15 protein-coding genes and 2 pseudogenes are annotated in these 13,777 nt (G+C 70.9%); 14 read left to right on the top strand and 3 right to left on the bottom strand.

Annotated elements, in window-relative coordinates; genetic code table 11:
* Positions 1–527 precede the first annotated feature (527 nt).
* A complete protein-coding gene (locus FPV26_RS12305) occupies positions 528–1,544 on the bottom strand; it encodes an IS110 family RNA-guided transposase (protein ID WP_147654169.1) in 1,017 nt (338 codons plus the stop codon).
* Positions 1,545–1,688: 144 nt separating this feature from the next.
* On the opposite strand from FPV26_RS12305, the gene purN reads away from it, so the two are divergent.
* Positions 1,689–2,363 carry a phosphoribosylglycinamide formyltransferase gene (gene purN, locus FPV26_RS12300; protein WP_147654168.1) on the top strand — a complete coding sequence of 225 codons (675 nt, stop codon included), beginning with the start codon at positions 1,689–1,691 and terminating at the stop codon, positions 2,361–2,363.
* A gap of 71 nt (positions 2,364–2,434) precedes the next feature.
* Entirely contained in the window at positions 2,435–3,100 is a 666-nt protein-coding gene (locus FPV26_RS12295) for a DUF3108 domain-containing protein (protein ID WP_425473103.1), read from the top strand.
* 16 nt (positions 3,101–3,116) lie between these two features.
* On the opposite strand, the gene murA is transcribed toward FPV26_RS12295, so the two are convergent.
* On the bottom strand, positions 3,117–4,394 hold the full coding sequence (gene murA / locus FPV26_RS12290; RefSeq protein WP_147654167.1) for a UDP-N-acetylglucosamine 1-carboxyvinyltransferase: 1,278 nt from the start codon (positions 4,392–4,394) through the stop codon (positions 3,117–3,119).
* Positions 4,395–4,396: 2 nt separating this feature from the next.
* Positions 4,397–4,630: a BolA family protein gene (locus tag FPV26_RS12285; RefSeq protein WP_147654166.1), complete on the bottom strand. Its 234-nt coding sequence runs from the start codon at positions 4,628–4,630 to the stop codon at positions 4,397–4,399.
* Between the two features lie 86 nt (positions 4,631–4,716).
* Between FPV26_RS12285 and FPV26_RS12280 the strand changes: the two genes are divergently transcribed.
* From FPV26_RS12280 to FPV26_RS12225, 12 genes and pseudogenes are all read left to right on the top strand, one after another.
* Positions 4,717–5,712, top strand: coding sequence for a KpsF/GutQ family sugar-phosphate isomerase (locus FPV26_RS12280; protein WP_147654165.1), 996 nt, complete (start codon positions 4,717–4,719; stop codon positions 5,710–5,712).
* Positions 5,709–6,281, top strand: a complete 573-nt coding sequence (locus tag FPV26_RS12275; RefSeq protein WP_147654164.1) for a KdsC family phosphatase — start codon at positions 5,709–5,711, stop codon at positions 6,279–6,281. The genes FPV26_RS12280 and FPV26_RS12275 overlap by 4 nt, the downstream gene beginning before the upstream one ends.
* A complete protein-coding gene (lptC, locus tag FPV26_RS12270) occupies positions 6,278–6,835 on the top strand; it encodes an LPS export ABC transporter periplasmic protein LptC (protein WP_147654163.1) in 558 nt (185 codons plus the stop codon). Before FPV26_RS12275 ends, lptC begins: the two co-directional genes overlap by 4 nt.
* The gene (lptA, locus tag FPV26_RS12265) at positions 6,819–7,340 is read left to right on the top strand and encodes a lipopolysaccharide transport periplasmic protein LptA (protein WP_147654162.1); all 522 of its coding nucleotides are present in this window, start codon (positions 6,819–6,821) and stop codon (positions 7,338–7,340) included. The genes lptC and lptA overlap by 17 nt, the downstream gene beginning before the upstream one ends.
* Positions 7,340–8,059 (top strand): LPS export ABC transporter ATP-binding protein, encoded by a 720-nt coding sequence (gene lptB / locus FPV26_RS12260; protein WP_147654161.1) that lies wholly within the window; start codon positions 7,340–7,342, stop codon positions 8,057–8,059. Before lptA ends, lptB begins: the two co-directional genes overlap by 1 nt.
* A gap of 49 nt (positions 8,060–8,108) precedes the next feature.
* Positions 8,109–9,530, top strand: a complete 1,422-nt coding sequence (locus FPV26_RS12255) for an RNA polymerase factor sigma-54 (RefSeq protein WP_147654160.1) — start codon at positions 8,109–8,111, stop codon at positions 9,528–9,530.
* An 83-nt stretch (positions 9,531–9,613) separates the two neighbouring features.
* The gene (hpf, locus tag FPV26_RS12250; protein ID WP_147654159.1) at positions 9,614–9,934 is read left to right on the top strand and encodes a ribosome hibernation-promoting factor, HPF/YfiA family; all 321 of its coding nucleotides are present in this window, start codon (positions 9,614–9,616) and stop codon (positions 9,932–9,934) included.
* A gap of 14 nt (positions 9,935–9,948) precedes the next feature.
* The gene (locus FPV26_RS12245) at positions 9,949–10,413 is read left to right on the top strand and encodes a PTS sugar transporter subunit IIA (RefSeq protein WP_147654158.1); all 465 of its coding nucleotides are present in this window, start codon (positions 9,949–9,951) and stop codon (positions 10,411–10,413) included.
* Positions 10,410–11,360: an HPr(Ser) kinase/phosphatase gene (gene hprK, locus FPV26_RS12240; protein WP_147654157.1), complete on the top strand. Its 951-nt coding sequence runs from the start codon at positions 10,410–10,412 to the stop codon at positions 11,358–11,360. Before FPV26_RS12245 ends, hprK begins: the two co-directional genes overlap by 4 nt.
* A complete protein-coding gene (gene rapZ / locus FPV26_RS12235; RefSeq protein WP_147654156.1) occupies positions 11,357–12,244 on the top strand; it encodes an RNase adapter RapZ in 888 nt (295 codons plus the stop codon). Before hprK ends, rapZ begins: the two co-directional genes overlap by 4 nt.
* 100 nt (positions 12,245–12,344) lie before the next feature.
* Positions 12,345–12,569 (top strand): annotated as a pseudogene (locus FPV26_RS12230) (transposase); the annotation flags it as partial.
* A 115-nt stretch (positions 12,570–12,684) separates the two neighbouring features.
* Positions 12,685–13,563 (top strand): annotated as a pseudogene (locus FPV26_RS12225) (IS256 family transposase); the annotation flags it as partial.
* Between the last annotated feature and the right edge of the window lie 214 nt (positions 13,564–13,777).

The raw sequence follows: 13,777 nt of genomic DNA, 5'->3' as shown, positions 1-13,777 counted from the left end.
AGCGCTTGAGTTCACGTGCCCGCATACCGTCCTCTCCCCGCCCGAACACCTCAGGCCACGGGGAAAGCCTGCGCTCGGGCCGGCTCACCGACTGAGACGATCAACAATCAACGCGAACAGCGCCAAAAAAAACCTAAAAGAACCAACCTAAAAGGAACCTAAAAGGGGTCACCATTTCGCCGCCCCAGTCAATAGGCACGAGCGCTCTTCTCCCGTGTCCGGGCCGATGGATGGGTGCTTGACCTGATACACCGGCTCCGGTGGTGTTGTTGATGCGAGGCGGGTCACCGCCTCCGTCACCCTTCGGGATCTAGCGGCTTGCGCCGCCCACGCATTACTGCGCCCAACACTCTTCCGGTTGTCCGTCGGATCGTCCACAGGCGTCTGGCGCCTCAGAGTCGCGGTCTTGCAGACCACCCCATGCGGGCTCGAGCGACGGGCGGTGTCATGGTGGTTTGCGGCCGGACCTCTTCAGATTCGCTGGCTGGATGCCAAACCCCTGTTGCAGGCTCACGGCCGCAAACCGGTCAGGCAAAAGCACGATGTACGTCAAAGCGGCCGCCGTCGCGCAGCAGGTAGAAGCCTGCACGCGCGAGCTTGTGGGCGACCGCCTTCAGTGCGACCAATCGCGGCTTGCGGGCGGCGTTGCGCTGGTACCAGCCGCGGATCGCGGGGTCGAAGCGAATGGCGAAGTTGGCGGCCTCCATCCACGCCCAGGCGAGGTATCGGTTGCCGCACTTGCGATTGCCCGCTGCCTTGAGCTTGCCGTTGGAATAGCGGCCGGCCGGCACAAGCCGGCAATACGACGCGTACTGGCCGACGTCGTCGAAGCGTGAGACGTTGCCGCTCTCCATCACGATCGTAAGCCCCAGTACCAGGCCGATCCCGGGTACCGTGCGTAGCGCCACCAGGTCCGAACGGCGTCGGAGGTCCTCGGCCAGCCATTCCTCCATGGCATGGGCCTTTTCCTGGAGGCTTCGCCATGCCTGCAGCAGGCTGACGACGGCAAACAGTTCCGTTGGGTCGCGGAAGGTCTGTGAAAGCTGACTTCGGGTGAGGTGGCGGAAGTCGTTGGCCGAGAGGCGATGGCCGGTGGCGCGCGCCCAGTAGCCCTGCACCGAGTGCAGCAGGCGTACCGACTGCTGGATCAACAGCATGCGTCGACGCAGCAGGTCGCGCAGCGGTCGCTGCTCGCGCGGATAGATGTAGGCTGTCGGCAGCAGCCCGAGACGCATCAGGTTCGCCAGGTGGCGGGCATCGGAATCGTCATCACCGAACTTCAGTCCTGCGTACTGAGGCACGGCCAACGTGTTGACCATCTGCGCTGGGTAGCCTGCTGCCTGCAGCCCGTCGATCAGCCAGTAGGCGTTGTAGGTCGATTCCACCGCCACACCGCACAGGCCATCCCGGAACGGAGCCAATGCAGCATCGATCAGGCCCAGCTCGTTGGGCAGCCTCTGGCGGCATCGCAGGGAGCCAGTGTCATCAATGACTGCGAGAACGGTGTTGTTGGAATGCAGGTCGCAAGCGGCATAAAGTGACATCTTCGTCGCCTCCTGGGTGCGGACATTCGCGTTTGGCAACACGAACGTACCGCCACCCTCAGGAGGCGGCGACATGAGTCTTCAGAGTCATTTTTTGCGAAAAATGACTCTGACCCCTTTCCCCGACCCCTTTCCCCGTCAAAAATGACTCCGACCCCTTTCCCTCGCCTTGCCGTCCTCGCCTCCGGCCGCGGCAGCAACCTGCAGGCGCTGCTCGACGCGATCGCGGCAAGCACGCTGGACGCGCAGGTCGTCGGCGTGTTCTCCGACCGCCCCGACGCCCCGGCGCTGCAGCGCGTGCCGGCGGCGCTGCGCTGGGCCCGCGACGCGCGCGCCTGTGCCCGGCGCGAGGACTTCGACGCCGCGCTGGCCGGCGCGGTCGCCGCCTGCGCGCCGGACTGGATCGTGTGCGCCGGCTACATGCGCATCCTCGGCGATGCCTTCGTCGCCCGTTTCCGCGGCCGCCTGCTCAACATCCACCCCTCGCTGCTGCCCAAATACCCCGGCCTGCGCACCCATGCCCGCGCGCTCGCCGCCGGCGAACGCGAACACGGTGCCAGCGTGCACTTCGTGACCCCCGAACTCGACGCCGGCGCGGTGATCGCGCAGGCGGTGGTGCCGGTACGGCCGGACGACACCCCCGAGCGCCTGGCCGCACGCGTGCTCACGGTCGAACACCCGCTGCTGGTGGCGACGGTGGCGCTGGCGACGAGCGGCCGCCTGGCTGAATGCGGCGCGACCGTGCTCCTCGACGGTCATCCGCTGTTGCACCCGCTGCGTCTAGATTCCAATGGCCGTCTGCATCCCGAGGAAAGCTGATGTGTCCTGTCGCCATGCGTCCGGATCCCTCCGTTGCGGCACCCGCGTCAACCCGCGCCGGGCGGCGTTGCGTGCTGCTGCTCTCCCTTGCCCTGCTGCTTGCAGTGCTGACGCCACCGGCGCTCGCGCTGGAACCATTCGATCTGGAGTACAGCGCGAGCTACATGGGCCTGCAGGCCGAGGGCCGGATGGTGCTCACGCGCGAGGGCGAGGGCCGCTGGCGCTACCGCCTGGACATCCGCAACGCGATCGCCACCCTCGAGCAGATCACCGAGTTCGAGGATCGCAACGGCCAGTGGCGACCGCTGTCGGGCAGCGACACCTCGCTGCTGCTGGTCAAGCGCAACCGCAAGACCGCGATCTACGACTGGGAACGCGGCGTGGCCACCTGGAGCGGAGACGTCAAGCCCGAACGCGCCGGGCCGGTGAAGCTGCAGCCAGGCGACCTCGACGCGCTGCTGGTCAACCTGGCGGTGGCCCGCGACCTGGCCGCCGGCCGCCCGCTGCGCTACCGCATGGTGGACGACGGCCGGGTGCGCGAGCTGCACTACACCGTCGCCGGCCGCGAACCGCTCAGCATCGGCGGCAAGGTCCGCCAGGCCACGCGCGTGGTGCGCACCGACGGCGAGAAGCAGACCATCGCCTGGGTGGTGGACGGCCTGCCGGTGCCGGCGCGGATCCTGCAGCGGCGCAACGGCAAGGACGAGATCGACCTGCGGGTGAAGACGCTGCGCTGAAGCCGCAGCGCGGCGTTCAGCCGATGCGCCGGATCCGCGCGCCCAGGCCGCCGAGCTTCTCCTCGATGTGCTCGTAGCCGCGGTCGAGGTGGTAGATGCGGTCCACCACCGTTTCGCCCTCGGCCACCAGTCCGGCGAGCACCAGCGAGGCCGAGGCGCGCAGGTCGGTGGCCATCACCGGCGCGCCGCCGAGCCGCTCCACCCCGCGCACCACCGCGGTGTGGCCCTCGACGCGGATGTCGGCGCCGAGCCGCAGCAGCTCGTTCACGTGCATGAAGCGGTTCTCGAAGATCGTCTCGTTGATCACCCCCACGCCCTCGGCGATGCAGTTCATGGCCATGAACTGGGCCTGCATGTCGGTGGGGAAGCCGGGATGCGGACGGGTGGTGATGTCCACCGCGCGCGGACGGCGGCCGTGCATGTCCAGGGTGATGCGGTCGTCCTCGACCGTCACCGTCGCCCCGGCCTCGCGCAGCTTCTCCAGCACCGCCTCGAGCGTGTCGGGGCGGGTGCGGCGCGCGGTCACGCGGCCGCCGGTCATCGCCGCGGCGACCAGGAAGGTGCCGGTCTCGATCCGGTCGGCGATCACCGCGTGACGGCAGCCGTGCAGCCGCGGCACGCCCTCGACCACGATCCGTGGCGTGCCCGCGCCGCTGATCCGCGCGCCCATCGCGTTCAGGCACTCGGCCAGGTCGGCGATCTCCGGCTCCATCGCCGCGTTCTCGAGCACCGTGGTGCCCTCGGCCAGGGCCGCCGCCATCAGCACGTTCTCGGTCGCGCCCACGCTGACCATCTCGAACACGTGGTGCGCGCCGCGCAGCCGCTTCGCGCGCGCCTTGATGAAGCCGTGGTCCACGCTGATCTCGGCGCCCAACGCCTGCAGGCCCTTGATGTGCTGGTCCACCGGCCGCGAGCCGATCGCGCAGCCGCCGGGCAGCGAGACCTCGGCGTCGCCGTAGCGCGCCAGCAGCGGCCCCAGCACCAGCACCGAGGCGCGCATGGTCTTGACCAGCTCGTATGGCGCAACGTGGCTGGAGACGCTGCGCGGATCCACCACGATCGCGCTCTCGCCGCCGCTGCCGATCGTGCCCTGGTCGATGGTGATGCCCGCGCCCAGGCCGCCGAGCAGCTTGGCCGTGGTCACCACGTCGTGCAGGTGCGGGACGTTGCTGATCTCCACCGGCTCGTCCGCGAGCAGGGTCGCGCACAGGATCGGCAGCACCGCGTTCTTGGCCCCGGAGATGCGGACCTCGCCGTGCAGCGGGATGCCGCCTTCGACCACGATCTTCTGCACGGTCAGTGCCCCGCTTCTTCCGGCGTCAGGGTCCGCAGCGCCAGGGCGTGGATCTCCCCGCCCATGCGCTCGCCGAGGGTGGCGTACACCATGCGGTGGCGGGCCAGCGGCAGCTTGCCGCGGAACGCCTCGCAGACCACGGTGGCCTCGAAGTGCACGCCGTCGTCGCCGCGGACCTCGGCGCGGGCGCCGGGCAGGCCCTGTTCGATCAGCTGTCGGATCAGGTCGGGGGTCATCGCAACTCGGGGAACGGGCCGCCGCCGGAGGGTTCGGGCGGTTCGGCTTAGAATGGTGCGTTCAGTCTAGCGGAAGCCCCACGCCGATGGCGTCCCCCGCCCCCACTCCCGAGCCCTTCGACTTCGCCGCCAGCGGCCGGCGCGTGTTCGAGATCGAGGCGCGCGGCCTGGCCGCGGTCGCCGCGCGCATCGACGGCCAGTTCAGCGCCGCCTGCCGGCTGATGCTCGAGTGCCGCGGGCGCGTGGTCTGCACCGGCATGGGCAAGTCGGGCCACGTCGCGCGCAAGATCGCCGCCACCCTGGCCTCGACCGGCACCCCGGCCTTCTACATGCACCCCGGCGAGGCCGGCCACGGCGACCTGGGCATGGTCACCGACGCCGACGTGGTGCTGGCGCTGTCGAACTCGGGCGAGAGCGACGAGCTGCTGATGCTGCTGCCGGTGCTCAAGCGCCAGGGCAACCGCCTGATCGCGATGACCGGCCGCGCCACCTCCACCCTCGCCCGCGAGGCCGACCTGCACCTGGACGTGAGCGTGCCGGCCGAGGCCTGCCCGCTCGACCTTGCCCCCACCGCCAGCACCACCGCGGCGCTGGCGATGGGCGACGCGCTCGCGGTGGCGCTGCTCGAGGCGCGCGGCTTCACTGCCGAGGACTTCGCCCGCTCGCACCCGGCCGGCGCGCTCGGCCGCCGCCTGCTGCTGCACATCCGCGACGTGATGCACCACGGCGAGGACGTGCCGAAGGTGCGCGAGACCGCGAGCATCAGCGAGACCCTGGTGGAGATGAGCCGCAAGCGCCTGGGCATGAGCGCGGTGGTGGACGCCGAGGATCGTCTGCTCGGCCTGTACACCGACGGCGACCTGCGCCGCACCCTCGACGATGCGACCGTGGACCTGCGCCACACCCGCATCGCCGAGGTGATGACGCGCACGCCCAAGACCATCCACGCCGACGCGCTCGCGGTCGAGGCCGCGCAGCTGATGGAAGCGCACAAGATCAACGCGCTGGTGGTGGTGGACGACGCCGGCAGGGTGGTCGGCGCACTCAACATCCACGACCTGCTGCGGGCGCGGGTGGTATGAGCGTCGAACACGATCCCGCGCTGCTCGCCCGCGCCGCCAGGATCCGCCTGCTCGGCCTTGACGTGGACGGCACGCTGACCGACGGCCGCCTGTATTTCGACGGCGAGGGCCGCGAGCTCAAGGCGTTCCATGTCCACGACGGCCAGGGCCTGGTGCTGCTGCGCCGCGCCGGGGTGCACGTCGCGCTGGTCACCGCGCGGCGCAGTCCGATGGTCGAGCGGCGCGCGGCCGAACTCGGGATCGAGGCGCACATGGGCGTGGCCGACAAGCGCGCATGCATGGAGACGCTGCGCGAACGGCTGGCGCTGGCGCCGGAGCAGGTCGCGTTCATGGGCGACGACCTGCCCGACCTGACCGCGCTGCGGCACGCGGGCCTGGCGGTGGCGCCGGCCGACGCGCACCCGTGGATCGCCGCGCGCGTGCACTGGCGCACGCAGGCCCGCGGCGGCGCGGGCGCGGTGCGCGAGCTGTGCGACCTGCTGCTGCTCGCGCAGGGCCGGGTCGAGGCGATCCTAGGCGAATCCGCCGCGCACGCCGTGCCGGCCGATGCCGGCGGAGGCACACGGTGAGCTGGCGCGGCCTGCTCGGCCTGGCGCTGCTGGTGGCCGCCGCGATCAGCGGCTGGGCGGTGTGGACGCAGCGCTCGGCGCCACAGCTCGCGAGCATGGCGCAGGCGCGGGCAGACTACCTGCTGCACGACTTCGAACTGGTTGCGCTCGACAGCCGGGGCCGCGAGGCCTTCATCCTGCGCGGCCCGCATCTGGAACGCCATCCCGGCGACCGCACCATGGCCCTGGCCACGCCCGAGTTCCGCTTCCCCGCGCGCGAAGGCGGCCACTGGGTGATGCGCGCACGCACCGGCTGGGTCAGCGCCGACGGCGACGAGGTGCGTCTGCGCGGAGATGTGGTCGCGGAAAGCCCGCCCACGATCACGCCGAAGCTCACCTTCGCCACGCAGAGCCTGAACGTGTACCCCGAACGAAACCTGGCGAGCACGCCCGACGTGGTCACCATCACCCGCCCGGGCTCTATACTGCGCGGCCGTGGCTTCCGCGCCGACCTCGACCGCAAGCGGTACGCGCTGCTTGCCGACGTGCACAACCGCTATGCGCCGACCCGCTGACCCGCTGTCCGTCCTTGCGCTCGCCGCGCTGCTCGCGGCAGGCACCGCGTTCGCGCGCTCGTCGGATCGCAACCAGCCGATGGACATCGAGGCCGGCTACCAGGAAGGCTCGATGGACGGCAACGGCGTCACCCTGCTCACCGGCGGAGTGGTCATCCGCCAGGGCAGCCTCGACATCCGCTCCGACCGCGCCGAGATCACCCTTGCCGGCGGCGACCCGGTACGGGCGGTGCTGACCGGCTCGCCCACGGTGCTCAAGCAGCAGATGGACGACGGCACGCCGATGACCGCGCGCGCCGCGCGCGTGGACTACGACCTGCGCACCGAGATCGTGACCTTCACCGGCAACGTCGAGATCACCCAGCCGCGCGGCACGATGAGCGGCCAGCGCGTGGTCTACAACCTGCAGAGCGGCCGGGTCGAAAGCGGCGGCCAGGGCGCGGGCCGGGTCAAGATGCGGATCCTGCCGCGTGGCGCGCGCACGCCGGACGGAGGCGCGCCCTGATGCTGGTCGCCAGCGGACTGCGCAAGCGTTACCGCGCGCGCGAGGTCGTGCGCGATTTCGGCCTGAGCCTGGATGCGGGCGAAGTGGTCGGCCTGCTCGGCCCCAACGGCGCCGGCAAGACCACCTGCTTCTACATGATCGTCGGCCTGGTGCCGGCCGACGCCGGCCGCATCGTGCTCGACGGCCGCGACATCACCGACCAGCCGATGTACGTGCGCGCCAAGCTCGGCGTGGGCTACCTGCCGCAGGAACCGTCGGTGTTCCGCAAGCTCAGCGTCGCCGACAACCTGCGCCTGGTGCTCGAACTGCGCGACGACCTCGACGCCGCCGGGCGCGAGCGCGAACTCGAACGGCTGCTGGACGAGCTGCAGGTCGGACACGTCGCCGGCCAGAGCGGCGCCAGCCTGTCCGGCGGCGAACGCCGGCGGGTGGAGATCGCGCGTGCCCTGGCCGCACGGCCGCGGCTGATGCTGCTCGACGAGCCCTTCGCCGGCGTGGATCCGATCTCGGTCGGCGAGATCCAGCGCATCGTCCGCCACCTCAAGTCGCGCGGCATCGGGGTCCTGATCACGGACCACAACGTCCGGGAAACCTTGGGCATCTGCGACCGGGCGTATATCCTCAACGAAGGCAGCGTGCTCGCCCAGGGGGCTCCGGAGGCGCTGCTGGCGAACCCGGACGTCCGTCGCGTCTATCTCGGCGAGGCCTTCCGCCTCTGACGGGCGCGCGGCCGACGGCGCCGGCCGGCCGCGTTGACACGGATACGACATGAAGCCCCGCCTGCAAGCCTCGCTCGGTCAGCATCTGGTGATGACGCCCCAGCTGCGCCAGGCGATCCGCCTGCTGCAGTTGTCGCAGCCGGAGCTGGAGCAGGAGATCCGCCAGGCGGTGGAGAGCAACCCCCTGCTGGACTGGGCCGAACCCGAGCCGCGGGGCGCGGAGGAGGCCGAGCCGGCGCCGGCGGCCGCGGAATCCGAGCCCGGCCAGGCGCCGCCCGAGGAGGACACCCCCGCCTGGGAACCGGAGGAACCGTGGCCGGCCACGGCCGGCGGCGGCCACGCGCCGGACGAGGATGCTCCCCCCGCGGACCAGGCGGCCGAGCCCGAGACCCTGCAGGACCACCTGCTGTGGCAACTGCACCTGAGCGCCCTCTCGCCCCGCGACCGCCTGATCGGGGCGGCCCTGATCGAGGCCATTGACGCCGACGGTTACCTGCGCGCCCCGCTCGCGGACATCGCCGCGGCCCTGCCGGCCGAGCTCGGGGTCACCGAGGACGAGATCGTCACCGTACTGCACCGGGTGCAGCACTTCGACCCGGTCGGGGTCGGCGCCCGCTGCCTGGCCGAATGCCTGCGCCTGCAACTCGAGCTGCTGCCGGAGGCCACCCCGGGCCGGGCCTTGGCCCTGTCCCTGGCCGAGCACTGGCTCGAACGCCTGCCCCGCGCCGGCGTGCCGGGCCTGGCCCAGGAACTCGGTCTACCGCTGGCCGAGGTCGAGGGCGCGGTGCAACTGCTGCGCTCGCTCGACCCCCGCCCCGGCGCCCAGCATGGCGGCCTGGGCGCCGACACCTACATCGTCCCCGACTGCGTGGTCTGGCGCGAGCACGGCCAGTGGCGGGTGGCGCTGGCCGCCGGCGCCCTGCCCCCGGTCTCCATCCACCGCGGCTACGAACGCCTGATCCGCTCCGCCGACGAGGCCGACGCCGCCTACCTGCGCGGCCGCCTGCAGGAGGCGCGCTGGCTGCTCAAGAGCCTGAAGGCGCGCGGCGAGACCCTGCTCAAGGTGATGCGCTGCCTGGTGCGCGAACAGGCCGCCTTCCTGGAGTTCGGCGAACAGGCGCTGCGCCCCCTGACCCTGCGCGAGGTCGCCGCCGAGGTCGGCCTGCACGAATCCACCATCTCGCGCGCGATCGCGCGCAAGTACGCGCGCACCCCGCGTGGAACCATCCCCCTGCGCGCCTTCTTCGCCTCCGGCATCGAGACCGGCGCCGGCGGCGAAACCTCCAGCACCGCGATCCAGGCCATGATCCGGCGTCTCATCGAGGCCGAGAACCCGCGCAAGCCGCTCTCCGACGCGCGCCTGGCCGAGACCCTGAAGGCCACCGGCGTCCCGGTGGCGCGCCGCACCGTCGCCAAGTACCGGGAAGCGATGAACATCCCGGCCTCCCACGAGCGCGTCCGCATGGACTGACCGCCCGGATCCGGCCGGACGGACTGCCCAGCGGGCCGCCGGCGCGCTACCCTCATCCCCGGACCTGACGAAGGAGGTGGACGATGCGTATCGAGACCCACGGCCAGCAGATCGAAGTCACGCCGGCGCTGCGCAGCTACGTGGAAAGCAAGCTCGCGCGCCTGGCCCGGCATTTCGACCAGCCCTTCGAGGTGCGCACCCAGCTGAGCCTGGACAAGCCGGCGCACAAGGCCGAGGCCAACATCAGCATCGGCGGCCGCACCCTGCACGCCGACGCCTCGGCCGAGAACATGTACGCCGCCATTGATCTGCTCGCCGACAAGCTCGACCGCCTCCTGCTCAAGCACAAGGAGAAGCTGGTGGACCAGCACCGCGGCAACAGCGCCGCTCGCAGCTACGGCTGACGCCCGGCCCGCGGATGCCCCTCAGCCAGCTGCTGAACGCCGAGCGGATCGTCATCCTGGTCGAGCCCGGCGACCGCGACGCCGTGCTCGACGCCGCCGCACGCCTGCTCGCCGACGCCGGCATCGCCGAGCGCACCCCGCGCGCGCAGGCGATCGGCGCCAGCCTGCGCAGCCGCGAACGGCTGGGCAGCACCGCGATCGGCCACGGCATCGCCATCCCGCACGGCCGCACCGACGCCTTCGAGGACGCGCGCGGCGCGTTCCTGCGCCTGGACCGCCCGGTGGACTTCGACGCCGCCGACGGCCAGCCGGTGGACCTGGTGTTCGCGATGGCGGTGCCCGAGCATTACGTGCAGCAGCACCTGCAACTGCTCGCCGAACTCGCCGCGCGCTTCGCCGACCCCGGGTTCCGCGCCAGCCTGCGCGCCGCGCCCGACCTCGCCCGCCTGCGCTCGCTCCTGCTCGAAGACGCCGCATGAACGCCCGCATCACCGCCCGCGAGCTGTTCGACCAGCAGCGCGAACGGCTGGAACTGAGCTGGATCGCCGGCCGCGCCGGCGAGGACCGCGTGCTCGAGGCGGTGGAGACCGTCGCCCGCCGGCCCTCGCTCGCCGGCTACCTCAACATCATCTACCCCAACAAGGTGCAGATCCTCGGCACCGAGGAACTGTCCTGGCTCGACGCGCTCGACGCGCGCCAGCGCTGGGAGACGATCGAGAAGATCATCCAGTTCCGCCCGCTCGCGCTGGTGATCAGCAAGAACCAGCGCTGCCCGGAGGACCTGCGCGCCGCCGCCGAGGAGTCGCACACCCCGCTGTGGTCCTCGCCGCGGCGCGGCCACGAGCTGCTCAACCACCTGCTGTACCGGCTCGCGCGCACGCTCGCCCCGCGCGTCACCCTGCACGGGGTGTTCATGGAGATCTACTCGATCGGCGTGCTGATCACCGGCGAGTCCGGCTCGGGCAAGAGCGAGCTCGCGCTGGAGCTGCTCACCCGTGGCCACCGCCTGGTCGCCGACGACGCGCCCGAGTTCACCCAGATCGCGCCCGACGTGCTGGACGGCACCTGCCCCGAGCTGCTCCAGGACCTGCTCGAAGTGCGCGGCCTGGGCGTGCTCAACGTGCGCGAGATGTTCGGCGACACCGCGGTGAAGCGGAACAAGTACCTGCGCCTGATCGTGCACCTGACCCGGCCGCAGCTCGAACCGCATCCCGGCGGCATCGAACGCATCACCGGCGACCTCGGCAGCCGCCGCGTGCTCGACCTCGACGTGCCCATGATCACCCTGCCGGTGATGCCCGGCCGCAACCTCGCGGTGCTGACCGAGGCCGCCACCCGCATGCACATCCTGCGCGCCAAGGGCGTGGACCCCGCGGCCGCGTTCATGGCCCGGCACAGCCATTTCCTGGAACGGGGCACGCCATGAGCCTGGCGCCCGCGCACCCGGCCGCGCCCAGCCTGGTGGTGGTCAGCGGCATGTCCGGCTCGGGCAAGTCGGTGGCGCTGAACACCTTCGAGGACCTCGGCTTCTACTGCGTGGACAACCTGCCGGCGGAACTGCTGCCCGCGTTCGTGCGCAGCGTCGCCGGCGACGAGGCCACCCCGGCCAAGCTCGCGGTCGGCATTGACGTGCGCAACCGCAACACCGACCTCGCCAGCATCCCCGAGTGGCTCTCGGCGGTGGGCAAGCTCGGCTTCGACCCGAAGCTGCTGTTCTTCGACACCCGCGACGAGGTGCTGCTGCGCCGCTACGCCGACACCCGCCGCCGCCACCCGCTCAGCCACCTCGGCCTGCCGCTGGCGGACGCGATCTCGCTCGAACGCCAGGTGCTGCGCCCGCTGCGCCGAATCGCCGACGAGGTGGTGGACACCAGCGACCTCAACGTCCACCAGCTGCGCCGCCACATCACCACCCGCTTCGCCCTGAGCGAGAGCACCGGCCCCTCGCTGCTGTTCGAATCCTTCGCCTACCGCCACGGCGTGCCCGCCGACGCCGACTTCGTGTTCGACGCCCGGGTGCTGCCCAACCCGCACTGGAACCCCGAACTGCGCCCGCTCTCCGGCCGCGACGCCGCGGTGCGCGAATTCCTCGACGCCCAGGACCCGGTCGCCGCCTACCTCGCCCAGGTCACCGCCTTCCTCGACCACTGGCTCCCGCACCTGCGCACCGAAGCCCGCAGCTACGCCACCGTCGCCTTCGGCTGCACCGGCGGCCGCCACCGCTCCGTGTACCTCGCCGAACGCCTCGCCGAGCACTTCCGCGCGCGCGGCTGGGAGGACGTCGCCGTGCATCACCGCGAGCTGGACTGACCGGAAAAGGGGTCAGGTTCATTTCCGACCGCTGCCCGTGCAGCTTTCCGAGTGACGCACCGCCATCCTGCGGCCATGCTGCGGCTGTCGTCCACGGCCGGGCGCCTTGTCGCGAATGATGCAGGCGGTCGGTCGCCGTTACGTCGCCTGCTTCAACACGCGCTACCGCAGGACCGGAACGCTCTGGGAAGGGCGCTTCAAGTCGGCGTTGGTAGACAGCGATCGCTACGCGCTCGCCTGCTACCGGTACATCGAACTCAACCCGGTGCGCGCCGGCATGGTCGGTACACCAGGCGATTACCCCTGGAGCAGCCATCATGCGAACACCGGCAGGCAACTCGACGATGACGTAACGTTTGTTTCGCACATTTGACGAAGGCGGTGGCCCTGGCTGAAGTTTGGGACTGCGACGTTCCAACCAATCAACAAGGACCACCACCATGAACGAGTCTACGCCTGCCCTGGGCAAGGTGATCAAGATCGACGAGGCCCGGATCCAGGACCACCTCGGGACCATCGTGCGCAGCACGGTCGAGGAGACCTTGAACGGGCTGCTGGACGCCGAAGCGGACCGCGTGTGCGGTGCGGGGCGCTACGAGCGCAGCGAGCAGCGCCGGGACACGCTGGCCGGACACTATGAGCGCACGCTGCATACGAGAGCGGGCGAGGTGAGGCTGAGGGTGCCCAAGCTGCGCAAACTGCCGCTGGAGACGGCGATCATCGAGCGCTACCGGCGGCGGGAGGCGTCGGTGGAGGAGTCGCTGATCGAGATGTACCTGGCCGGGGTGTCGGTGCGGCGGGTCGAGGACATCACCGAGGCGCTGTGGGGCACGCGGGTCAGCGCCGGGGCGGTGAGCCGCTTGAACCAGAAGGTCTATGCGCGGATCGAGGCCTGGCGCAACGAGGCGATCACGGGAAGCTACCCCTACGTGTATCTGGACGGGATCGTGCTCAAGCGCACCTGGGCGGGCGAGGTGCGCAACGTGTCGGTGCTGGTCGCGATCGGCGTGGACGCGGACGGGTATCGCAAGGTGCTGGGCGTGGCCGAGGGCGCGAAGGAGGACAAGGCCGGCTGGAGCGGCTTTCTGGCCCACCTGAAGGCGCGCGGCCTGGGCGCCCCGCAGGTGTTCATTTCCGACGCGTGTGGCGGCCTGGTGGAGAGCCTGGGCGAGCACTACCCGGACAGCCGCTGGCAGCGCTGCGTGGTGCACTTCTACCGCAACGTGTTCAGCGTGGTGCCCAGCGGCAAGGTGCGCGAGGTGGCGGCGATGCTCAAGGCGATCCATGCCGCCGAGGACATCGAGGCAGCACAAGCCAAGGTGTTCGTGTTGAGTATTTCCCCGACAGTCCGCCCCTCCAGTAGCCCCTGAGAGGGGCGGACACCTGGCCTTGGCCGACGGGGTCATGCGGCGAGGGTATCAGGGATGGTTTCTGCGGTCTCCTCGGGCTCGGGGATCATCGGCGGCAGCGCGTCGATCTGCAGCGCCTGCTGAAGCGCCATCGCCGGCGTGCGGCCCTTCAGGCGATAGCCCT

The organism is Vulcaniibacterium gelatinicum (assembly GCF_008033445.1).
Classification (GTDB): domain Bacteria; phylum Pseudomonadota; class Gammaproteobacteria; order Xanthomonadales; family Xanthomonadaceae; genus Vulcaniibacterium_B; species Vulcaniibacterium_B gelatinicum.
This window is presented reverse-complemented; position numbering and strand designations above follow the sequence as displayed.